This window comes from Vibrio salinus, assembly GCF_021272385.1.
Lineage (GTDB): Bacteria > Pseudomonadota > Gammaproteobacteria > Enterobacterales > Vibrionaceae > Vibrio > Vibrio salinus.
In genome coordinates this window covers 184,098-207,776 of sequence record NZ_JAJSDZ010000005.1, presented here as the reverse complement: position 1 = coordinate 207,776, position 23,679 = coordinate 184,098, and the positions used below count along the sequence as shown (strand labels likewise).

The following is a 23,679-nucleotide window of genomic DNA, read 5'->3' as shown; positions in this document are numbered from 1 at the left end:
ATACAAACGCCATTAAGTTACGACGTAACTTAATGGCGTTTAAGTTTCGAAATTTAATCACGAAAATTATTAAACTGGAAAGGTTGGTCAAAGTCACTTTCTTTAATCAGAGCAATAACGTTTTGCAAATCATCCCGTTTTTTCCCTGTGACCCTCACTTTATCTCCCTGAATGGAGGCCTGAACTTTTAGTTTTTTATCTTTAATTAATTTGATTATTTTTTTTGCAACCGGTTGTTCTATGCCTTGTTGAAAACGGATGTCCTTCATCCAGCTTTTCCCTGACTGCTCAGCTTTTTGTGGATCAGCGGAACGTGCATCAATGTTTCTTTTTGCCATATTGCCACGAAGTATATCCATCATCTGAGTAAGCTGAAAATCGCCTTCAGCTTTCATTTTGACGACTTCATCTTTTAGTTCAAAACTGGCATCAACATTACGAAAATCAAAACGTGTTGCCAGCTCTCTGTTTGAGTTATCGACGGCATTGCGTAGCTCTACGGTATCAATTTCTGAAATAATATCGAAAGAAGGCATTATTTTCTCCTGGTACGTAATCCTGATGGATTGGTGTGAATGTTAATATGCTCAGTAAGATAGCTCATATCGTATGGCTAATAAACCCAAAGATAGGTTTACCAGTGAAATCTGATACCGATGTACCGATTTTTAATCTTAAATTCGGAGATTTGTATTGATTCCCCTTGTATTTATTAGCGTCTGTCGGTATTTTTCAGTGATAGATGATGATAATAATGAATTGGAGCGGTAATGAGCTTAGAGCATCCTCAGGTTGCTAACAAAAGAGTGAGCAACGGAAATGTCTATCCATCTGAAATCAAAGATACAAGTGCCAGTCACATGTATATTTCTATGTCAGAACTGGTGGCGGAAAAAGTTTTTTATCATCCTTCTCTGGCAAAAGAACAAGAAGGATGTTTAAGTGAGAAGGATCAACAGGCATTGAATGACATTGTTGGTTCTGAGTCTACGTCTGAGCATTTTGTTGCTGTTTTAGTTGCCAGTATCACAGAGGAATTTAAATCCCAGTCTTATGAATCTGTGAAAATTTGTCTGAGCGATGCAGATAGCTATGAATACGGTGCTTTAATTGGTGGTCCTCATGAAGAAGAACATGAGGTTAACCCGTTCATGGGAGTTCGTGGCGTTTCCCGTTTCGCTTCTGAAAAATACACCCTTGCTTTCGCCCTTGAATGTGAAGTAATCAAATCTCTGCGTCAGCAGGGGATTGACGTCGAAATTGTTGTTCCGTTTGTCAGGGCGTTGAGCGATGCTGCAACTATTATTGATCGTCTTGCCGAGAATGGCTTGCCCAGAGGGTTAAATGGGTTAAAGGTCTTTTATTCCTGTGATGTCCCATCATCTGCTTTGCTTTCTGAAAAACTTCTTCAGTATTTTGATGGTGTGGTTATTAATGTTGACCATCTTACGCAATTTACATTGGGCGTTGACCGTTTCAATGAACAGCTTGCTCATTTGTTTAAACCAGATAATGAAGCCGTTACTTCATTAATCGATACTGCGATAAAATGTGCACATATTGCTAAAAAATCGGCTGCAGTCGTGTACGATGCATCGAATGAAAATGTAAAATTTGAACATTATGTCTCTGAGCATTGTCATGCTGATGTGAACTATCGCTTTTGATATTTTAAGTGATGAAAAGTAGAGCCCGGTCAGTCGAGCTCTATTTTCTCAATATCGACAATTTTGCTTCTGTTTAAGACTACTTTCCAGCGATAGTAGTTGGGAGGCGCGAGTCGGTTGTTTTCTTTAATTACAACGTTCAACAGATGACGTTCTTCTACTTTTTCTTTACTGACCTGATTATTGTTCAGCACATAGATATGATCAGAGCGTTTATCAAACAGCCGGGTTAATGTCCGAAAGTCAATGTGCAGTGTGTCTCTTGTTTCTTCATAGCCGCTTAAAAATCTTGATGTACTCATTTCTGTTTCTGAACGATAATGAATGATCTGTTCTCCTCTCTGAACAATGCGTTTTTTGCGTATGTACTTAATTCGATCCGGTAATTCAGACAGACTTACATAATCCAGCCATTCAGTTTTCTGTCCGATTAATTTTTTTGTTGTCGGGTCATAATAACGCCTCTTCCATTTGGGTTTTCCTTTCCTTAACCAGCGCCATAGAATTTCTCTTAAATCATCTTTAAATATTTCTCTGACAGCGTAGAGTAGTGACATCGCCAGAATAAATGAGGCGGTGATTTCTCCAAGGTAATCACGTGCGGTTACCGCGGTTATGGTGACAAAGACCATAACAAGACCGGTTGCCAGTCCCTTTACTGCTCTCCGGATATTTTTACCTAACGATACCATTTGTTGCTTCAGCACTACCGGATGTTCAATCAAGCGTCTGAGTAAACGCATTTTATTTGCGAGCCGGTTAATGTTTTCTGATGCTTTTTTTGAGTTGTAATGATTCAGTGTCCGGTGGGCTTCTTCTTTTTCTGCCAGAGTTATCAGACGTTTTTTCGCTGTGGAATAGATATCATTTCTTGGCATATTCGAAACCAGACTCAAAAAATTTTGTTCTGTGTACCAGGAAAGATAGTTATCAATATTAGTATAATAACGTTTCAGGTTTTCATCATAAGGAATGGTTCTTCTCAGGCGTCTTAAAATATCAATAGAAAGTTCAATGACACTATCAATTTCATCCTCGGTTATTGAATCACCATGCTGAGATAAATCGTGAATGGCTTTGTCTAATGCCACCACATACTGGTAAGCAAACAAACTTAAGCTAACACGATATTGGGTGGAAGACAGTCTTCCTCTCTGGGCCAGACGGCTGTGAATAAGGGGTAATAGGATTTTGTCACTGTAATAGGTTCGTTTCTGACTGATGCAGTTATAAAAAAAATCTGTTTCAGATAAAACATGACTTGTGAGTCCGATTTCTCCGGGAACAAAAAAGTAGATGTCTAAATCGCATGCTTTTGCTTCGGGCATTGCGTTGGTTATTTTGAGCGTGATTGCATCGTGTTTCCCGACGTTAATCAAAGGTTCTTTCTCCTTTTTTCTCACCTGTTAATCGGTTTAACCCCAAGAGGCTGAGTTTTTATTATTTTTATTAAAAGCATATCAGAGATGACGTATAATCGCTGTAAATTTGAAGTGAGACTGAAATAACATGGCCGACATAGGACGAATCAATAAACTAACAGTGACACGTATTGCCGAATTTGGTGTGTTTTTAGATGCCGGTGACTATGGTAGTGTCCTTCTTGCTAATCGTTGGTTACCAGATGAAGAAGTGCAGATTGGTGATGAATTAGATGTTTTTATCTATTTTGATTCCGATAACCAGGTAGTGGCAACGACTCAGAATCCTATAGCCCAGGTGGGTGAATGGGGATTAATGAAGGTTGAAGGGGTAAATAGTACAGGCGCATTTGTTAACTGGGGAATCAAAAGTAAAGATTTGCTGATTCCGTTTAGTGAGCAGCGGGGCCGGTTGTCAGTTGGGCAAACACGCTTAGTGTATGTTTATACAGATAAGGCATCAGGACGTATTGTCGGAACAACAAAATTTAATAAGTGGTTAGATAAAACTCCTGCAAGATATACTTGCAATCAACAGGTTGATATTCTGGTAGCAGAAAAAAGTGAGCTGGGCTTTAAAGTCATAATTAATGAGAGTCATTGGGGAATGCTGTTTCCAAGTGATGTCTTTGGTAAGGTTTTTGTTGGTAAAAAACTTAGAGGATATATAAAACAGATCCGCGATGATGGCAAAATAGACGTATCGTTGCAAAAAATAGGTGTTGCTAAGTTTGATGATCTGGGTGAAAAAATCTTACATAAACTTGAGCGAAATAATGGCTATCTGCCATTAGGTGATAAATCCTCTCCTGAAGACATTTTTGCTGAATTCAGAACCAGCAAGGGCACATTTAAAAAAGCGATTGGTACATTATATAAATCAGGAAAAATAAAGATTGAGCCGGATGGGATTCACCTTGTTTCTTAACGAGATAATAAATAACTAAAAAAACCCCAAATCTGTGAAGAGTTGGGGCTTCGTGTAGTGGCTCCGGGGAAAGAGCCTGCGCTAATCGGTTATTTCGACGTACTGCGCTTCGTCTACTTCATTGTAGTACATTAATTTCAGAAACGTAAAATTTTAAAGTATAGAATTCTATAAACTAATGATTCAGAATAGATTTTTGTCTCTTACCAATTCCCGGGGAAGGCCATTTTTTATTCTGTTACCAACCCATTTACCCAATCCAATGATCATGTTATCGAAACTGACTAATACTTCTCCTTTTCCCGGAGTAATGTCAGGCCGAACATCTCTTCCCATATACCATTCCCGGGCTTCGTTTTCAGATAGTTGTATTGTCACGGATTGGTTGTTGTGGGCTGCTAGTGCCAATGCAACCTGATGCTGCCACCTGTAACCATTTTTATGGGCTTCGGCCAGTTTAATACCAATTCTGGAAAATCGTAATCTGCCTATTAAGGGTTCAAACTCTTCAGGAAACAGCCAGATTTCTTTATCCCGGCGCCATAATTTCTTATCAGAAGGAATAGAAATATGAAATGTATGGTGTAGCTGTGTGATGATATCGTCTGCCTGTTTCTTTGAAATTATCTGGAAAGGGAATTTACCCGCTTTTTTCTTATTTTCCGGTGTCGGTACCGATGTTGTTTTTTTAATTCTGGCGACGAAAAATCCTTCACTATTATATAATTGAGGGAAAATATGCAAAAAACCTTCTTTTGTGGCCGCTTCTGAAGCATTAGGGAATAGCTTACTCAAATTATCAAATACGACACTATCGCCAAAGACGTTTTTTAAGTGGTAACAGACGTGCTGATTTTCTTCCATACTAAGGGCACATGTTGAATAAACGAGTGTGCCGCCAGGTTTAAGTGCGTAAAAGGCGGATTCAATCAACTCTTTTTGAGTTTGGGCAATGTCCTGAGAAGACTCCAGACTCCAGTTTTTTAGTGCATCGTTATCTTTTCTAATTGTTCCTTCGCCAGAGCATGGGGCATCAAGTAGTATTGCATCGAATGTTTCCGGTAGCCATGAACCAAAAATTCGCGCATCGAAATTGGTTAGGGCGCAGTTTGAAATACCACATCTTTCGATATTAGCGTGCAGTGTTTTTACCCGGCTGGCAGAAAATTCGTTTGCGACAAGGATTCCGTGATTATCCATCAAAGCCGCCAGTTGAGTCGTTTTTGAACCTGGTGCTGCTGCCATATCCAGTATGACGTCCCGATTACTTAAATCATTGAACAAAGCAATGGCCGGCATCATTGAACTGGATTCCTGAATATAAAAAAGTCCTGCCATATGTTCTGCTGTATTTCCTAATGGCGTTTGAGATTCGTCTGCATCTATCCAAAATCCGTTTTCGCACCATGGTATTGGTTCTAGGTTCCATCCTTTATTTGAAGCTCGGGCTTTAAAGTCTGCGACCGAAGTTTTCAGTGTATTGACTCGAATTGATTTTCGTAATGGTTTCTGGCAAAAATCGATAAAATCCTGAATTGAGAGATGATCGGGAAGCGAGTTTTGAATATGCTCAATAAATTCATCAGGAATGTAGGCTCTGTTTTGCACTTGTCTGGTCTCATTATTATTTTGACGCGATTATATACGTTATTTTTGATGAGAGGTAGACGCGCCGTAGCTCATTGATTTGCGCTACGGCGTTACCGATTAAGGTTTAGGAATAGGTTGATTCCAGGTTTGCCATTCAGGTTGCTTACTCTGGTTTAGCAAATAGGCATCGTTAGGTTTTGCTGTGGGGGTCAGAGTTTCCGTATTTGGTGTATTGAAAGCGATTGAACCTGTCATCAATGTTTGTAAAGAGCCGGTTCGGATGTCTGCACCTGTGAGTCCGACGGACATATCAACACCTGTTTCATTCCAGAAAATACTGTTTTCTCTGACTAAGTACTGATATTTACTCTCAATATTGATATAGATAAGCACTCTGTCAGCCAGATCACCCAAATTGACTTTTGTCACCTCCCCAACCTGAATACCTCGGTAGGTGATTGGCATACCGACCGAAACTGAGTTTTTATTTACTGATTGCAGTACCAGCGGTAATCCAGGTGTTTTGTAAGGCGACTCATATAGGGTAAAACGAAATTTTGTTTTACCGGTTCCAGGGTGAACCTGGATTGTTGGTTTTATCAGATTTTTAATGTCTTTAACGGCATTGACCAATCCGGCTTTGTTATTCCCAAACCAGAAATAGCTTTTAGCTCTGGCTATTTCACCCTGATATTTTGGTAATATATAAGCCGAAATGATGACATTCTGATGCCGGAAGTCAGGAGTAACCGACGATACCTGTCCTACTTTTACGCCCTGAAATATAAGATCTGAACCTTTGTCGATTCCATGACTTTCGGAAGAAAGTAGGGTAATGACCGTTCCGTGCTGCTTTGCCTCATCAAGACTATTGAACAGACGGTAATGATGGTCAGTTGTATTTTCAATTCCACGAATCGAATCAAATTCGATTCCTCCTTTAAGGATGGCCGCCAAGGGTTTTGATTTTAATCTGACGCCATTTAAAGATGCGTCCATTTCAAAGCCTGACGCTCCCCAAAAAACAGTATCACTATTAATTAAGTGCTTGTAGTGATTCTCAATGAGTAGCGATACTTTTACGCCGGTAGAAGTCAGTACATGGTTTTCGACTCTTCCGACTTTTATATTGTGATAGAGAACTGGCGCATTGTCTCTGAGCGGTGGAAGTGCCGGAGCGATGAGCTCAATCCGTGTTGAGCCGTTGTCGTCTGACCTTGCCAGTTTTGCTGACGCTTTATTGTTGTATAACTGATAAGAGGGGCTAATATGCGGCTTACCTTCGCTGATAAAGCTAATGCTTCCACTAAATATATCTGAGGGTGGTGGGATGGAAACATCAATACCATTATCCGTCAGTTGAGCTGATGCTGAACCATTGACATAAAATTTATTATGATTTTTAATCAAGTGCTTATATTTGTTTTCCACATAAGCCATTATTGTGACGTCGTCACCTTTAAGGGCTACTTTGGTAACCGCGCCAACAGGAATGCCCCGGTAACGAATCATGCTTTCTTCTGATAATCCGTAAGTATTATCTGCCGATAATTTGATGATGACGGATTGATTCATCTGCTGGTTATATTGGTTTTCACCGATCGCTTTAAAGAATCGAACTTGTTTTTTCCCACTTTTATTTGGAATCAGAATTAAATCATTTCCTTTGATGAGATTGGGAAGTTTATGAATGCTGGACAGAGATAACTTTGTTTTGTCGATGATAAAGTGACTGCCATTGACTAACATATCGCTGAAAGCCGGTTGGATAGCGATATTTGCAATCACTTTCGTTTTGGTCGGATTAAGCTCTAAATCGAGGACCTGACCAATTTTTATATCTTTAAATAATACCGATGATGAGCGTTCTGCGAGGCCGTGATGTTTCGGTAGTTCAACCTGAATGTGTACGCCACGCCCAGCGGAGCGAATGTCTTTATATAACGGAAATTTATGGCCGGATTGAATGGGTTTACCACTATCCGGAGAGTCGACAGAGATAGCACCTGTTAACAGTGAGGACAGGTTCTCCAGTTGAATATCAATATTATTCAGATTGATATTCGCGCTGATACCACTGACGTTCCAGAAACGGCTTTTATCCGTTATCAGTGATTTATACTCATCTTTTACTGAGGCCTGAATCAGGACTGACTGAGAATCTTTTGCCAGGTGGTAACCAAAAACTTCGCCAATTGGTATCTTTTTGTAAAGAATTTTAGAACCAATATTTATCCCCCCAAGATCGTGGGAAGTAAGATTTACGGTAAGATCGTGGGAGTTTTGTGAAATATTTGGTGCATTTTTAAGAGCATAATAAGCATCTTTTATGTCTGAATTGTCATTAATGTTTGATGGCAGAAGAGAAATATAATTACCTGAGACCAGTGCATCCAGCCCAGAAACACCGGATAAGCTTGCAGAAGGTTTTACCAGCCAGAACTGAGTATGTGAATTGACCAGATATTGAGCTTCCGGATAAATTTCAGCTTCAACATAGATGCTGTCGGTTTTCTTGTTTAGCTTAATATCATTGACCATACCGACTTCAAGGCCCTGATACCGGATTGGAGTTCTTCCGGCAATTAATCCCTGTGCATCATCAAAATAGATATTGATTATTTCACCGGATGCATTGATTGCCCTGAATACCAGCCATCCGGTAAGAATAAGAGTCACTAGTGGCAGGATCCATAACGGAGAGATTGTGCCTGATGATTTTATTTCTGGTTGTGGAGGAGGATTTTGCTCACTTTTACTCATTCACTAGCCTTTTTTTCTATTTTTTGCCATAACAGCCGGGGAGAAAATGTTTCCGTAGCCAACATGGTGAATACAACGACACCTGCAAACGGGATTGCAGCATAACCGGGTGTAAAGTCAAGAAGTTGTCCCCGATCAACTAAAGTCAGGGTAATCGCAATAACAAACAAATCAATCATTGACCACTTACCGATCCACTTCAGAACAAAATACATTTTTGTGTTTTGCCGCTGATAGCGCTGGACATTAAAGTTCGAGCAAAAAAGTAAATATCCCAGCCCCAGGATTTTAAGAAGTGGAACAATAATACTGGCAATAAATATGATTGCAGCAATGCCGGCCATACCACTGGTTATCAGCGATATAACTCCGGAGAAAATGGTGTCTTCTACTCTTGAACCATTGGACATCAAAATTGAAATTGGAATGACGTTAGCAGGAACAAAACAAATGGCTGCACATAAAAGCAAAACTGTGCTTAATAACAGGTTTGGTTTCCTTTTTTTACTGGCCAATAGTTTGCTTAGTCTTGACGGCAAAATTGTTTCAATATAGTGAAAGTAAATTTTAGGATGGGAACGAATAATTAATAATACCGTCAGCACCTGAAGAATGATGAATGAGTATAGTCCCGGGGTTGCCTGAATTTGCGCGTAGTCACTAAGCTTGATACAGGCAATAGCGATGCTAATTAGGAATACATCAATCATCACCCATGAACGGATATGCTTTGCAATGATTAATGAATGTGATAGTAATTTAATATTTTTATTTGATAATGAAATATGAATAATTAACAAAGTTACGCAGTAGGCGGTTGGTGTCAGCAGTCCACAAAAACCGATTAATATAGCCAGTATACCAAATCCTTCATGGAACATTGCGAGTAGCATGGATGGAAAAGAGGCAGAGATCTTCATTCCCAAAAGATAAATAGTTAAATAATTTAATGAGTAGGCTGGAATGAATAGAAACAGACAACATACGACCAGAATTAAATTACCGGATAATGAAGGATAGCTGGATTTATATAGTTGTGTCTGACAACGGGGACAGTTTGCCCTTGTACCTTTGGATAAAGGTGTTTTTAATAGGGTTAAGCCACAGGTTGGACAGCGGGTTTTAGGATGTATTTGCGAATGTTTTACCACTGCATCCATTATTTTTAATCTCAAATTCATACTTAGCTGTTCAAGTTTACAGCAATTGCCATCAAATTTGCAAAATTCGCTTGCTCAGTGATGCGATTCTTTCTTTTATGCTTTATTGTATTAAGTCAGTCACGAATATATGAAAATGAGAATGAAATCAGAACAATACGAACTATTAGCAAAACAGGCTGTCGCTCTGATTGAATCGGAACCCGATCTTATTGCTAATCTGGCGAATATTAGTGCATTACTTTCACTTGAATTGACAGATGTTAATTGGGTAGGATTTTATTTAGTGAAAGGTGATGAATTGGTTTTGGGGCCTTTTCAGGGTAAACCCGCTTGTGTCCGGATTCCGTTAGGTCGGGGAGTTTGTGGTTCGGCTGCGCTTGATGAGCGGGTATTAAGAATTGATGATGTTCATCAGTTCGAAGGACATATTGCCTGTGATGCTGCAAGTAATTCGGAACTTGTTGTTCCCTTTAAAATTGATGGTGAGATTGCCGGGGTTCTGGATATTGATAGTCCGTTTGTAAAACGATTTACTGAAGTAGATGAAAAAGGACTGGTTATAATGATGAAACAAGTAGAAAATGTGCTTAATTCACATACGAATAATTCAGAATTTCTCGATTGACAGTGGTTTTTCCAATTTAGCTCACTATAATACCGAAAATATTTAATAAACATATTTATACATGCTTAGCGGCGAAGCCGCATAACCAGGAACCCTCATGGAAAACACTGAAAAGTTAAAAAACAGCAAAGAAGTGATTGCATATATTGCTGAATGTTTCCCTAAATGCTTTACTTTAGAAGGTGAAGCCAAGCCATTAAAAATTGGTATTTTTCAGGATCTTGCTGAACGCTTAAGCGAAGATCCAAAAGTCAGTAAAACTCAGTTGCGTGCTGCCTTAAGACAGTACACATCATCTTGGCGTTATTTACATGGCGTAAAACCTGGTGCTGTTCGTGTCGATCTGGATGGAAACACATGTGGTGAGTTGGAGCAGGAGCATGTTGAGCATGCCCAGACTGCACTTGCTGAAAGCAAGGCCAGAGTAAAAGCTCGTCGTAAAGAACAACAAGCAAAAAAAGGCCAGGATGATAAGGTTAAAGCTAAGCCTAAAGCGAAAAATAACCAGACTCGTAAGCCAAAAAATAGTAATAGAACAAGTAATAAGGTAGCAGATACAAAACCTTTGACCATGGATGACTTGAATGTGGGTAAAACCGTCAATGTCAATATGGGTAAAGGTAATATGTCCGCGACTATCGTAGAAATTAATAAGGAAGAAGTGCGAGTTCAGTTAGTAAATGGCCTACAAATGGTTGTGAAAGCGGAGCACTTGCGCGCATAAAGGAGAATCTCCTACGCATGAAATGCCGTTCAAAATTGACGATGATTGCTACTGGCTTATTGCTGGTAGCTTCTTCAGTATATGCTGTTGAGCCTACAATTAGTGAAAAAGATCTTCCTGTTCTTTCTCCTGAAGCACAACATGCAACAGCAACCAAGAGAATCACTTCTCGTTTTACTCGTTCTCACTACAAACATATTGATTTGAATGATAATTTTTCAAAGAAAATGTTTGAACGTTATCTTGAAGCACTGGATTATAACCGGAGCATTTTCACTCAGAAAGACATTGATAATTTTAAAAAGTGGTCTGTTGAGTTAGATGACCAATTAAAATCCGGTAGCGATCAAATTGCTTACGACGTATACAACCTATCGGTTAAGAAGCGATATGAGTGTTTTAAGTATGCGTTGTCATTATTGGATCATAAAATAACGTTTGATGCGGATGAATATATTCAGGTTGACCGTACAAAAGCGCCCTGGCCGAAAAATCAAAGTGAAATAAAAGAACTTTGGAGAAAACGGGTTAAGTATGATGCCTTAAACCTGAAATTAGCAGGTAAGACCTGGCCGGAAATAAAAGAAACGCTTGCTAAAAGGTATAATAACGCCATTAAGCGGCTTGCACAAACGCATAGCGAAGATGTGTTTCAGGCTTATATGAATGCTTTTGCAAGACAAATTGACCCTCATACCAGTTATTTGTCGCCACGTACTGCAGAACAATTTCAGTCTGAGATGAATTTGTCTCTTGAAGGTATTGGTGCTGTTTTGCAAATGACGGATGATTATACTGTGATTCGTTCTTTGGTTGCTGGTGGGCCTGCATCCAAAAGTAACCGTCTCTCTGATGGTGATCGCATCATTGGTGTCGGACAGGAAGATGGTGATATTGTTGATGTCATTGGGTGGCGTTTAGATGACGTTGTTGAACTGATCAAAGGTCCGAAAGGAACAAAAGTCAGATTGCAAATCTTGCCTGAAGGAAAGAATGCAAAAAGCTACGTTGTCACAATTGTTCGAGATAAAATTCGTTTAGAAGACCGGGCCGTTAAATCAAAGATTATTGATAAAGATGGCAAAAAAATAGGTGTTCTTGAAGTACCAAGTTTTTATGTCGGATTGTCGCGGGATACCAAAGTTCTTTTGGATGAGTTCCACAAGAAAGGTGTTAATGGCGTTATTGTCGATCTACGTAATAACGGCGGCGGCGCACTAACCGAAGCAACGGCCTTGACGGGTTTATTCATTAAAAGTGGCCCTGTGGTTCAGGTTCGGGATAGTTATGGAAGAGTGAATGTAAACAGCGATACTGATGGAGACATCAGCTATGCTGGTCCGATGACAGTGCTTATTAATCGGTATAGTGCATCAGCCTCTGAAATATTTGCTGCCGCAATGCAGGACTATGGACGCGCCGTTATTTTGGGTGAAAACTCTTATGGTAAGGGAACTGTTCAGCAGCATCGTTCACTAAATCATATTTATGATTTGTTTGATGAGAAACTTGGATACGTTCAGTATACCATCCAAAAGTTTTACCGGATAAATGGCGGCAGTACGCAGAACAAAGGGGTAGTACCTGACATTGCATTTCCTACAGCAGTTGATCCTAAAGATACCGGGGAAAGTGTTGAAGATAATGCGTTGCCATGGGATCAAATCAGCAAAGCTGATTATCACAAGGTTCTTGATGAAAGTGGATATATTGCGCAGTTGCGTAGGGATCACAAAGCAAGAATTCAGCATGATATGGAATTTAAATTTATTGATGAAGATATTGCTCGTTACCGTGCTGATAAAGACGATAATGAAGTCTCTTTAAATGAAGCGAAACGGTTGAAGAAAATGGACGATTCAGAAAATCTGGAACTGAAGCGTGTTAATCTTCGCCGAAAAGCCAAACACGAAAAACCTTATGCGTCTTTCGAAGATATTCCTAAAGATTACAAAGCCCCTGATGCTTATTTAGATGAAGCCGTTTCTATTACCAGTGAATTGGTTTCATTAGAAAAAGCATAGCTTGTATCATTATTTCCTTTGTTAATAACGGGAGTTGCGTTGCAACTCCCGTTTTTTATGCGGTTTATGAAATTCGCTTAATGTATTGGTCTTGCCTAAGCTTAAAGAAAAGTGAGGGGATTTATATGAAAAAGCTTTTTCAGTGGCTATCACTGACATTACTTTTGATATCGACTCACGTTACGTTGGCAAATGAAAATCGAATTACCAAAGATTTAACTCAGTTTGATTATCCTTTTTTGTTGGGAGACTGGGTATTAATCAACAGAGCACCAGTCGATGAAAGTCAGGATTACCATTCAATTCATTTAAAATTACAATCGGACTATTCTTTTTTTATTCAGATTCAAAAGCTGGATAATACGATGGAATACTGGGATGGTTCGTATGAGGTTAGTGGTGATACATTAGTACTTGGTGCCAACAGTCTGGATCCTCAGCAATATTCTTTTGTGAATTCTCATAACCGCCTTATGCTAAATGGTGTTACTTTTTTTAAAATGTTGTCCAGGTCATTATCAGGTGCCTGGATGAGCGAAAAGTTGACAGGCGATGATATGAATGCGTTGAGTGTAAATAAAATGCTGCTAATACTTCAACCCGATTTTGTCTTCTACTTCAAAGCAAGTAATGCTCATGGTAAAGAAGTTCTGCATAAAGGTGTGTATTATCTGGAAGATGATCATCTTGTTCTTGTATATGAAAATGGAGAGCTAAATACGACATTCTCTGTAAAGAACAATGAAATGAAGTTGAGTTCGGATGATGGCGGGATGACAGCTTTATTGACTAAATTGCAATAATATCAGGTACATTTTCGTCTTTTGACCATATAGTGGGTTGATTATTCTTATGTTGTCCCCAAATAATATGCATTATGCTCTGAAAACTATCTGCATTACGTCTGTCAGGTTTACTTTGTATAAAGTTCGTAAAACATACCTGAAAGGTTAAAAGACAGTCAATGCACAGAGTAAACGTGTTTTTTCATACATTCTTATATCATTATTTTCTATGATAAAGAGAAAAGGATTCCTGCCATGGCTAATGTTCCTCAAGCTAAGTACAGAAAAGATTATCAGCGACCCACTCATACTATTACGGATATTAATTTAACGTTCCATCTGGATGCGTCGGTAACTCAGGTTACCGCTGTTTCGTCGGTGAAACAGCAGGGAGATGACAATACCCTTGTTTTAGATGGTGACAATTTAGTGTTGAAATCGGTGACAGTGAATGGCGCTGAATGGGAGCATTATCAGGAATCTGAAGGTCATCTTATTTTGACTAAACTTCCTGACGTTTTCGAATTATCGATAGTAACCACGATTGATCCTTTGAATAATACCGCATTAGAAGGGTTGTACATTTCAGATGGGGCATTTTGCACTCAGTGCGAAGCCGAGGGATTCAGAAGAATCACCTATTATCTTGACCGGCCCGATGTGCTTGCCCGTTTTATCACAACGATTATTGCCGATAAAACGCGTTATCCTTATCTGTTGAGTAATGGCAACATGGTCGAGAAAGGGCAGACGGATGACGGAAAACATTGGGTGACCTGGAAAGATCCTCATCCGAAACCCGCCTATTTATTTGCACTGGTTGCCGGTGATTTTGATGTTCTTAGAGATCAGTTTACTACCCGGTCCGGACGGGACGTCGCTCTGGAAATCTTTGTCGATAAAGGCAACTTAGAACGTTCTCACCATGCGATGGTGTCACTGAAAAACGCCATGAAATGGGATGAAGAACGGTTTGGGTTAGAGTATGACCTCGATATTTACATGATTGTTGCCGTTGACTTCTTTAATATGGGAGCCATGGAGAACAAAGGGTTGAATGTGTTTAACTCAAAATATGTTCTTGCTAACGATCAAACTGCAACCGATAGCGATTATTTAGGCATTGAATCCGTTATCGGACATGAATACTTTCATAACTGGACCGGTAACCGGGTCACCTGCCGGGACTGGTTCCAGCTAAGCTTGAAAGAAGGCCTGACGGTTTTCCGCGATCAGGAATTTTCTTCTGACTTAGGCTCCAGAGTAGTGAACCGGATTCATAATGTCCGTATCATTCGAGGCCCTCAGTTTGCTGAAGACGCTTCGCCGATGTCACATCCAATTCGCCCTGAAAAAGTAATAGAAATGAATAACTTCTATACTTTAACTGTGTATGAAAAGGGCAGTGAAGTGATCCGGATGATTCACACGCTTCTGGGTGAAGAAAATTTTCAAAAGGGAATGCGTTTATACTTTGAACGGCATGACGGAACGGCCGCAACCTGTGAAGATTTCGTCTCAGCGATGGAGGATGCCTCCGGAGTGGATTTAGCGCATTTTCGCCATTGGTACAGTCAGTCCGGAACACCGGTACTCGATGTTGAAGGAACCTATAATGACGTTGAGAAAACCTATACTCTGAAAGTTAAGCAGCAGACCAATCCTACCGTTGATCAGCCTGAAAAATGTGCGCTTCATATTCCACTGGATGTGGAGTTATATGCACCTGATGGGACCATTATTCCGTTACAATGTAACGGTAAAAAAATAGCGAATGTACTCAATATCAAAGAGTCTGAACAGGTCTTTGTTTTTGATAACGTCGAATCTAAGCCGGTTCCTTCATTACTGAGAGAATTTTCGGCTCCGGTAAGATTAAACTTCTCCTACACCGATGACGAATTATCATTTTTGATTGTGAATGCAACGAATGATTTTGCGCGTTGGGATGCCGGACAAATGTTGCTGGCTAAACATATTCGCAGCAATATTTCCCGGGTCGAAAAAGGTCAGGATGTGATTTGGCCTGAGTCCATTATTACTGCTTTTAAAGGGGTATTAACAAACGATTCTCTCGAAGCGGCATTTATTGCTGAGATGCTAACGCTCCCGGGACTTAGCGAAGTGTTTGGTTGGTATGAACAGATTGATATCGACTATATTGATACCGTGCTTACTTCTCTGAAAAAAACGCTGGCATCCGAATTAAAAGAAGCGTTTGCACAATGTTATCAGGCTCTGTTCCTGCCTGAGTATACGACTGACCACGGTTCTATCGGGAAACGGGCACTTAAAAATGTCTGTCTTTTATATCTTGCATATACAGAAGATGGTGATGCGCTGGTAAATGAACAATACCGGACTTCCAATAATATGACCGATACCATTGCGGCTATGACGGCAGCGAATCATGCTGAGCTGCCATGCCGTGAGCCTTTGATGGAAAGCTACAGTGAACACTGGAAACACGATGGGCTCGTGATGGATAAATGGTTTATTTTGCAAGGTTCCAGTCCGTCAGAAAGTGCATTGTCTGTCGTGAAGCAATGCATGAATCATGATGCGTTTTCCATGAAGAACCCAAACCGAATCAGAAGCTTGATTGGTTCATTCATGAATCAAAACCCATCCCAATTTCATAAAAAAGATGGCTCCGGTTACCGGTTTGCTCTGGATATCTTAAAACAGCTGAATGTATCAAATCCGCAAGTAGCCGCAAGACTGATCGATCCTTTGCTGAAATTTAAGCATTATGATGTTGCCCGGCAGGAACTCATTCGTTCGGTGCTTGAGGAACTTCATACCATGCAAGGGCTGGCAAAAGATTTGTATGAAAAAGTATCGAAGGCGTTAGAAAGCTAAATCAGGACGAATATACAGGACCATGTTTATGGTTCTGTATTCTTTATAACCATGAAGCATTATTATTTTTCTGTTTATATCAGTTATCTTGAGTTTCAAAGATTGTATACCGGATCGGCTTCTGTTGTGGTAGTCACGACGGAGGACGGTCTGAAATTACAGCTACCGGCGATTAAACTCAGACCGTATTTATCTCAGTTAGGTATTCGGGGACGCTTTCGACTCACTGCCGATAATAACAATAAATTTATTGAATTACAGCCCGTCTAGTTCGTTCATTTAATGAGAAAAAAGTAATTATTAGACCTTAATCATCAATCCGAAATAAATTTCCTTTTAAAACATTTCTTTTCTACATCACCAACTATTATTAAGTTACGACAATAATAATCAGTTTCAATAGGATACGAGGTGGTGTATGGGAGCAAATGACTCTTTACAACCAGTACTAATCGAGAAAGTTAAGCAACTTATAGAGCAAAAATTCGAATTAAAATTACAACCATTAGTGATTCGTTTTGCCCATCACTTGCTTAAAAATATTGCCTTTGATGATTTGGTGGATAAAACCGAATCGGATTTATATGGGGCAATCATCAGTTTATGGCATCACATTAATGAAGTCGATCCAGACAAAACCTCAGTCAGAGTATTTAACCCACAGGTGAGTAAGCATGGCTGGCAATCCAGTCATACGGTGATTGAGATTGTTCGTCCGGATTCTGCTTTTCTTGTTGATTCGGTAAAAATGACGCTGGCCCGTTTGGATTTGGCGACACATATTTTATTACATGGCCCCATTAAAATTGATCGCAATGACAGGGGAGAGATTTCGGAACTCGGAGGAAAGTCAGGAGCATTGACATCAATGTTTCACATTGAGATCGATCGGTTGAATGACAGGAAAAAAATTACCGAGCTGAAAAACGAACTGTCTTCCGTGCTGGATGATACTGAACTGGTTGTCCGGGACTGGAAGACAATGGTTGAAAAACTGAATCATGTGATTGATAACCTTGAAAAACAAAAAAGTATCATCCCATTGAGTAGTCAGCTTTTTACTGAGAATATGGAATTTTTGCGCTGGCTTGTCGATCATAATTTCACGTTCATGGGTTATAAAGAATACGATCTGGTTAATATCAAAGGTGATGTTGAATTACGGCCAACGAAAGTACCGGGGTTAGGTATATTTTTCAAAAAAGAAAGAGTCCGTAGTGTCAAATTATCTGAATTTTCAGAGTCAGCCAGACTTGAAGCGACAAAACCTTATATTACCATTTTGACAAAGGGAAATTCCCCATCCCGAATTCACAGGCCTGCTTATACCGACTATATCGGCATTAAAAAATTTGATGAGAAAGGAAAGGTGGTTGGCGAGCACCGGTTCACCGGATTGTATACGTCAGCGGTTTATAATCAGGCCGTTGAAGCGATCCCATTAATCAGAGAAAAAGTGGAGCGTATTCTGGAAGCCAGTGGTTATTATGTCGGATCTTATGCTTACAAGGCATTGCATAATATTTTAGAAAATTACCCACGGGATGAATTACTTCAGGCAAAAGAAGAGGATCTTCTCGCTGTCGGGACCGGTGTTGTGCAAATGCAGGATCGGGACATGTTAAGAGTGTTTGTCCGGCGTGATCCATTCGGCCGCTTTTTTAGTTGTATGGTGTACATCACGAAAGAGCGGCATACGGCAGAGTTACGAAAAAAAACTCAGGAGATACTCGCGCAATATTTTGGTTCAACACAAGAGGTAGAGTACAGCGTTTATTTCTCAGAAAGTTCGTTAGCCCGAACGCACTACATTATACGTGTTGACAGTAATGTAATGGACATCGACATAAAAAAAATAGAGCAGAATTTAATGGAAGCTTCAACAAGTTGGGATGATCGCTTATCCGGAGCAATTGTGACAAATCATGGAGAGAGTAAAGGATTGCCTCTTTCTAAAGAATATCTGCAAGCTTTTCCACGATCTTATAAAGAAGCGACGCTCCCGGATAGTGCGGTTGCCGATATTGATGAATTAGAACGCCTTAGTGAAGACAACAAACTGGGTATGGTTTTTTACCGTCCACAAGAAGAGTCGTATGCTTCCAAAGTGGTCAAATTAAAAATTTATTACCGTGATGAGCCTATCCACCTTTCTGACGTGATGCCCATGCTGGAAAATTTAGGGCTGAGGGTGATAGGTGAAGCGCCGTATGAAATTATAAAATCAACCGGGCAGACTTACTGGATCCTTGATTTTTCAATGTTACATCGTAGCGATAAAGTCATTGATATTAAAGAATCAAAAGAGCGCTTTCAAAATGCTTTTTCTGATATTTGGTACGGACGGATTGAAAATGACGGGTTTAACAGTCTGGTTTTAAATACCGCACTTAGTGGAAGGGAAATTTCTATTATGAGGGCCTACGCAAGATATATGCGCCAGGTCGGATTTCCGTTCAGTCAGAAATACATCGAAGAAACCCTTAATCACTATCCGAACATTGCCACCTTACTGGTGAATTTATTCTGCTATCGTTTTCAACCCTCTCATCAGTCGGATAAAAAACAGGATGAGTTAGTTAAAAAATTAACGGATCAGTTGGAAGAGGTGGAAAGTCTGGATGATGATCGTATTATCCGGCGCTATATGGATATGATCCTCGGAACGCTGAGGACGAATTATTTTCAACAAGACGCAAATTCGGATCCTAAGTCATGGATTTCCTTAAAATTAAACCCTAAACAGATTCCGGAAATACCGGCGCCGGTACCCGCTTTTGAGATCTTTGTGTATTCTCCTGACATTGAAGGGGTTCATCTGAGAGGTGGTAAGATTGCGAGAGGCGGGCTGCGTTGGTCAGATCGCTATGAAGATTTCCGGACCGAAATCCTGGGGCTGGTTAAAGCGCAGCAGGTGAAAAATACCGTAATTGTACCGGTTGGAGCGAAGGGCGGTTTTGTTTGTAAGAAGCAGCATGAACTTGAAACCCGTGATGAAATTTTCAATGAAGGACAGCGCTGTTACCGGCAGTTTATCTGTGGTCTGCTTGATCTTACCGATAACATTATCGACGGTGCGGTGGTTACTCCGGATCAAATCATAAAATACGATGAAGATGATCCTTATTTGGTGGTCGCTGCAGATAAAGGCACCGCTACTTTTTCTGATCTGGCGAATTCGGTGTCGGATGAATATCAGTTCTGGCTAGGGGATGCATTTGCTTCCGGTGGATCAAATGGCTACGACCACAAAGCCATGGGGATTACTGCAAAAGGGGCATGGGAATCAGTAAAACGCCATTTCCGTGAGGTCAATATTGATTGTCAGTCAACTGATTTTACTGCCGTCGGTATTGGTGATATGGCTGGTGATGTTTTCGGAAACGGAATGTTGTCATCCAAACACATTAAATTACTGGCGGCATTTAATCATATGCATATCTTTATTGATCCAACGCCGAATGCGGCAGTGAGTTGGCAAGAACGTAAGCGTTTGTTTGATCAACCCCGATCATCCTGGAAAGATTACAATGCCGAGTTGATTTCGGCCGGAGGCGGTGTCTTTTCAAGAAAACTCAAAGCCATCAAATTAACGCCGGAAATGAAATCGATGCTTAACACTGCAAAATCAACGCTGACACCCAATGAGTTGATTCATCTGATACTGACGATGCAGGTTGATCTATTGTGGAATGGCGGCATCGGAACATACATTAAATCCACTAAGGAATCGCATTCGGATGTTGGCGATCGTTCCAATGATGCCGTTCGTGTTGATGGTGGAGAAGTCCGGGCGAAGATCATTGGTGAAGGGGGCAATCTGGGGGTAACTCAATTAGGGCGTATTGAATATTCATTAAGTGGTGGACGTATTAATACGGATTTTGTTGATAATGTTGGTGGTGTGGATTGTTCTGATAACGAAGTCAACATCAAAATATTCCTTAATAGCCTGGTCAATAATGGGGATTTAACGGTTAAACAACGAAATATTCTTCTTCAGAAAATGCAGGAAGAAGTGAGCCGGATTGTCCTTGATGATGCTTATCAGCAGGCGGAATCGATCTCCGTATCTGAAAGTCAGAGTGTGACGGTTGTGAAAGAACAGATCCGGTTTATCCACTATTTAGAGAAGTCGGGGTATCTTGATCGTAATCTGGAATTTTTGCCCGATGATGAAACGTTACTGGAACGGGAAAAACGGGGAGAAGGAATGTCGAGACCAGAACTGTCTGTTCTGGTCGCGTATGGCAAGATGTATCTTAAAGAGAAGCTTGCCACCGACAGCATTGCTCAGGAACCGTATCATGCAAAATTGCTGACGCAATATTTCCCTGATGAGTTACAACGTCACTATAGTGATGAATTTACCTCTCACCCATTGAGCAAAGAAATTATTGCAACAACATTAGCCAATCAGATTGTTAACGAGATGGGGTGTAATTTTGTTGCTCGTTTGAATGAAGAAACCGGCGCTGAATCGATAGATATCACCAATGCTTATAGTGTTGTCAGAGAAGTGTTCTCCATAGATAAGATTATCCATAACGTAAGAAACCGCGATTTGGCGGCCTCATCTCAGATTCAGTATGAAGTTCTGGTTTATTTGCGGCGTGTTATCCGCAGATTATCAAGATGGATCCTGAGAAATCAGAATACACATCAGCCGATTACCGAGTTAGTTAGCCGTTATAAGATGAACGTAGAAAAGATCTCGGAAAATCTGGATGATCTTTTGGTGTCGACGGAAATTGAAGAGCACAACCGGTTAGCCGAAAGCTGGATCGAATCGGGTATTGATCCGGAGACGGCTCACTGGGTTTCACGCTTATCGAGTCTGAATTCAGCGCTGGATATCACAGAAGTGGCAGAAGCTCATCAGACCGATGTTGTGAAAACTGCTAAGTTGTACTTTCATCTGGGGGATCGGCTATCGCTTCACTGGTTCCTTAATCAGATCAACCAACAGGTTGCCGACAACCACTGGCAGGCACTGGCACGATCCGCATTCCGTGAGGATCTGGATTGGCAGCAAAGATCGCTGACGTCACTGGTACTGAGTTGTTCCTGCCAATGGGATGACGATCATGCAGTTCTAGCTGGTTTGGAGGAATGGATTGAAGCGAATAGTAAAGCTTTATTGCGATGGGAAAATATCCTCCGAGAGTTCAAGGTTGGCTCTGTACATGAATTTGCGAAATTTTCAGTCGCATTAAGAGAATTAGCACTTTTAAATTTGAATTGTACGTCAAATAAGTGATAATAAGGCCCCGTTTATACGGGGCTTTTCTTTCGGAGGCACAATGCTCTACCGCTTAGCCAGAACTGGCTTTTTTCAACTCGATGCCGAAAAGGCACATGAACTTGCTATTGAAAATTTTAAACGATTCACTGGCACACCACTTGATCTGTGTTATCGGCAACATCTTCCAAACCGACCGGTTGAATGCATGGGGTTAACATTTAAAAACCCAGTTGGTTTGGCCGCAGGTTTGGACAAAAATGGAGAATGCATCGAAGCGTTTGGTGCAATGGGATTCGGGTTTGTTGAAGTCGGAACAGTGACACCAAGGCCTCAGCCTGGTAATGATAAACCTCGATTGTTCAGGCTTATTGAAGCTGAAGGTATTATTAACCGCATGGGATTCAACAATAAAGGTGTTGATCATCTGGTTGAAAACGTAAAGAAGGCAAAATACGACGGTATTATTGGTATCAATATTGGTAAGAATAAAGATACTCCAATAGAAAACGGAGCCGATGATTATCTGATTTGTATGGAGAAAGTCTATCAATACGCCGGTTATATTGCGGTGAATATTTCTTCACCAAATACTCCTGGATTAAGAACGCTTCAGTATGGCCAGGCATTGGATGATCTTCTTTCTGTGTTAAAAGAGAAACAAAAGGAATTAGCGGAGAAATACAACAAGTATGTTCCTCTGGCGTTGAAAATCGCTCCAGATTTGACGGATGAAGAATTGGTGCAGATTTGTGACTCCCTGAAGAAAAATGAAATTGATGGAGTTATTGCGACAAACACAACATTGGACCGTTCCGTTGTGGCCGGAATGAAACATGCCAACGAAACGGGTGGTCTGAGTGGGAAGCCGATTCAGATGAGAAGCACTGAAGTCATTAAGAAAATATATCAGCAGCTTGGTGATGAGATTCCAATCATTGGTGTGGGAGGAATTGATTCATTTGTGTCGGCAAAAGAAAAAATGCTGGCTGGTGCTAAATTGGTTCAGGTTTATACTGGGTTTATTTATCAGGGACCTGGTCTAGTTAAAAATATTGTTAAGAATATTTAAGATAATTAAAAGCCAACGGGTATTTTTCAACTTATCTTACTGAATCTTTAAGAGGAAATGGTTTTCTATTTCCTCTTTTTTTTTTATTAATCGTTTATAAAATAATTAGCAATCGTTGGTAAATATAGCAGTCTTTTACCAGATCAATTTAGTAATCGATAAGTAGAGAATTTGAGCAATGCTAAAACCGAGTGACAAATGGAGTTGGTACTTCTGTGATAGAGAAAGTCACCTGATGCTTGATTTGGGAGCTGATATGCTTTTCAGAACGAACTTCCCGGCTAAAGTGCTCGTCGATTGTGCTTTCTCTACTAATGAATTTACTGTTGATGATGCAGGTGATTATCAGGCATTCTGTGAATCGACATCATTTCTACCGTTGATTGATGCCCGTAAAGCTGAGTTAGTATTGAATTGTGTTGCAGCAAAACGATTTTATAAACCAATTCAGCCTAAAAGTTGGTTTTTTGATACTCAGACCGCTCATGAAGTGCTTGCGCCTAGAGAAGGTGAACTAGTTTCTCTGAAAAATGACTTTAACGATGGTCATTTTATCGTTATAGAGTCAGGGGACAGTTCAAGTATGTGTATTTGTGTTGAGCCGGATGGTTTTGCTTTGAATTCGACAAAGAATCTTAAATTTTCGGATGTCATTAAAGTGATGCATGACCGGATGGGAATGCCCAGTATTAAATTTCAACCAGAGACATTTTCTATGGTGAGTTAGTTTTCATACATTAGCTATTTTTATTTTTCCATTAATGTTTTAAATCGGCTTCGGCCGATTTTTTTTTGTTTGTAATCTGGTCTATC

16 protein-coding genes are annotated in these 23,679 nt (G+C 40.2%); 11 read left to right on the top strand and 5 right to left on the bottom strand.

The window, feature by feature from the left end; all coding sequences use genetic code 11:
• Positions 1 to 53 precede the first annotated feature (53 nt).
• Positions 54 to 536 (bottom strand): YajQ family cyclic di-GMP-binding protein, encoded by a 483-nt coding sequence (locus LRQ06_RS01065; RefSeq protein WP_232764593.1) that lies wholly within the window; start codon positions 534 to 536, stop codon positions 54 to 56.
• Positions 537 to 770: 234 nt separating this feature from the next.
• Here LRQ06_RS01065 and LRQ06_RS01060 point away from each other — a divergent pair, with 234 nt between their 5' ends.
• A complete protein-coding gene (locus tag LRQ06_RS01060; protein WP_232764592.1) occupies positions 771 to 1,667 on the top strand; it encodes a putative PEP-binding protein in 897 nt (298 codons plus the stop codon).
• A gap of 29 nt (positions 1,668 to 1,696) precedes the next feature.
• Here LRQ06_RS01060 and LRQ06_RS01055 read toward each other — a convergent pair whose 3' ends face one another.
• Entirely contained in the window at positions 1,697 to 3,046 is a 1,350-nt protein-coding gene (locus tag LRQ06_RS01055; RefSeq protein WP_232764591.1) for a hypothetical protein, read from the bottom strand.
• Positions 3,047 to 3,176: 130 nt separating this feature from the next.
• On the opposite strand from LRQ06_RS01055, the gene LRQ06_RS01050 reads away from it, so the two are divergent.
• The gene (locus tag LRQ06_RS01050; protein WP_232764590.1) at positions 3,177 to 4,016 is read left to right on the top strand and encodes a CvfB family protein; all 840 of its coding nucleotides are present in this window, start codon (positions 3,177 to 3,179) and stop codon (positions 4,014 to 4,016) included.
• Positions 4,017 to 4,199: 183 nt separating this feature from the next.
• Here the strand turns inward: LRQ06_RS01050 and rsmF are convergent, their stop codons facing one another.
• The 3 genes from rsmF to LRQ06_RS01035 form a co-directional block, all read right to left on the bottom strand.
• Positions 4,200 to 5,624, bottom strand: a complete 1,425-nt coding sequence (gene rsmF / locus LRQ06_RS01045) for a 16S rRNA (cytosine(1407)-C(5))-methyltransferase RsmF (protein WP_232764589.1) — start codon at positions 5,622 to 5,624, stop codon at positions 4,200 to 4,202.
• A gap of 99 nt (positions 5,625 to 5,723) precedes the next feature.
• Positions 5,724 to 8,369, bottom strand: coding sequence for a PqiB family protein (locus LRQ06_RS01040; RefSeq protein ID WP_232764588.1), 2,646 nt, complete (start codon positions 8,367 to 8,369; stop codon positions 5,724 to 5,726).
• Positions 8,366 to 9,529 carry a paraquat-inducible protein A gene (locus tag LRQ06_RS01035; RefSeq protein WP_232764587.1) on the bottom strand — a complete coding sequence of 388 codons (1,164 nt, stop codon included), beginning with the start codon at positions 9,527 to 9,529 and terminating at the stop codon, positions 8,366 to 8,368. Before LRQ06_RS01035 ends, LRQ06_RS01040 begins: the two co-directional genes overlap by 4 nt.
• Positions 9,530 to 9,671: 142 nt before the next feature.
• Here LRQ06_RS01035 and msrC point away from each other — a divergent pair, with 142 nt between their 5' ends.
• The 9 genes from msrC to LRQ06_RS00990 all read left to right on the top strand — a co-directional run bounded on the left by msrC (position 9,672) and on the right by LRQ06_RS00990 (position 23,593).
• Positions 9,672 to 10,157 (top strand): free L-methionine (R)-S-oxide reductase MsrC, encoded by a 486-nt coding sequence (gene msrC / locus LRQ06_RS01030; protein ID WP_232764586.1) that lies wholly within the window; start codon positions 9,672 to 9,674, stop codon positions 10,155 to 10,157.
• 97 nt (positions 10,158 to 10,254) lie between these two features.
• Positions 10,255 to 10,881 (top strand): RNA chaperone ProQ, encoded by a 627-nt coding sequence (gene proQ, locus LRQ06_RS01025; protein WP_232764585.1) that lies wholly within the window; start codon positions 10,255 to 10,257, stop codon positions 10,879 to 10,881.
• Between the two features lie 17 nt (positions 10,882 to 10,898).
• Positions 10,899 to 12,905 carry a carboxy terminal-processing peptidase gene (gene prc / locus LRQ06_RS01020; RefSeq protein ID WP_232764584.1) on the top strand — a complete coding sequence of 669 codons (2,007 nt, stop codon included), beginning with the start codon at positions 10,899 to 10,901 and terminating at the stop codon, positions 12,903 to 12,905.
• 125 nt (positions 12,906 to 13,030) lie between these two features.
• The gene (locus LRQ06_RS01015) at positions 13,031 to 13,708 is read left to right on the top strand and encodes a hypothetical protein (RefSeq protein WP_232764583.1); all 678 of its coding nucleotides are present in this window, start codon (positions 13,031 to 13,033) and stop codon (positions 13,706 to 13,708) included.
• A 237-nt stretch (positions 13,709 to 13,945) separates the two neighbouring features.
• The gene (gene pepN, locus LRQ06_RS01010) at positions 13,946 to 16,552 is read left to right on the top strand and encodes an aminopeptidase N (protein ID WP_232764582.1); all 2,607 of its coding nucleotides are present in this window, start codon (positions 13,946 to 13,948) and stop codon (positions 16,550 to 16,552) included.
• A 51-nt stretch (positions 16,553 to 16,603) separates the two neighbouring features.
• Positions 16,604 to 16,822, top strand: coding sequence for a DUF2835 domain-containing protein (locus tag LRQ06_RS01005; RefSeq protein WP_232764581.1), 219 nt, complete (start codon positions 16,604 to 16,606; stop codon positions 16,820 to 16,822).
• A gap of 148 nt (positions 16,823 to 16,970) precedes the next feature.
• On the top strand, positions 16,971 to 21,812 hold the full coding sequence (locus tag LRQ06_RS01000; RefSeq protein WP_232764580.1) for an NAD-glutamate dehydrogenase: 4,842 nt from the start codon (positions 16,971 to 16,973) through the stop codon (positions 21,810 to 21,812).
• Between the two features lie 43 nt (positions 21,813 to 21,855).
• Positions 21,856 to 22,866: a quinone-dependent dihydroorotate dehydrogenase gene (pyrD, locus tag LRQ06_RS00995; RefSeq protein WP_232764579.1), complete on the top strand. Its 1,011-nt coding sequence runs from the start codon at positions 21,856 to 21,858 to the stop codon at positions 22,864 to 22,866.
• A gap of 178 nt (positions 22,867 to 23,044) precedes the next feature.
• Positions 23,045 to 23,593 (top strand): cell division protein ZapC, encoded by a 549-nt coding sequence (locus tag LRQ06_RS00990; protein WP_232764578.1) that lies wholly within the window; start codon positions 23,045 to 23,047, stop codon positions 23,591 to 23,593.
• Positions 23,594 to 23,679: the final 86 nt, after the last annotated feature.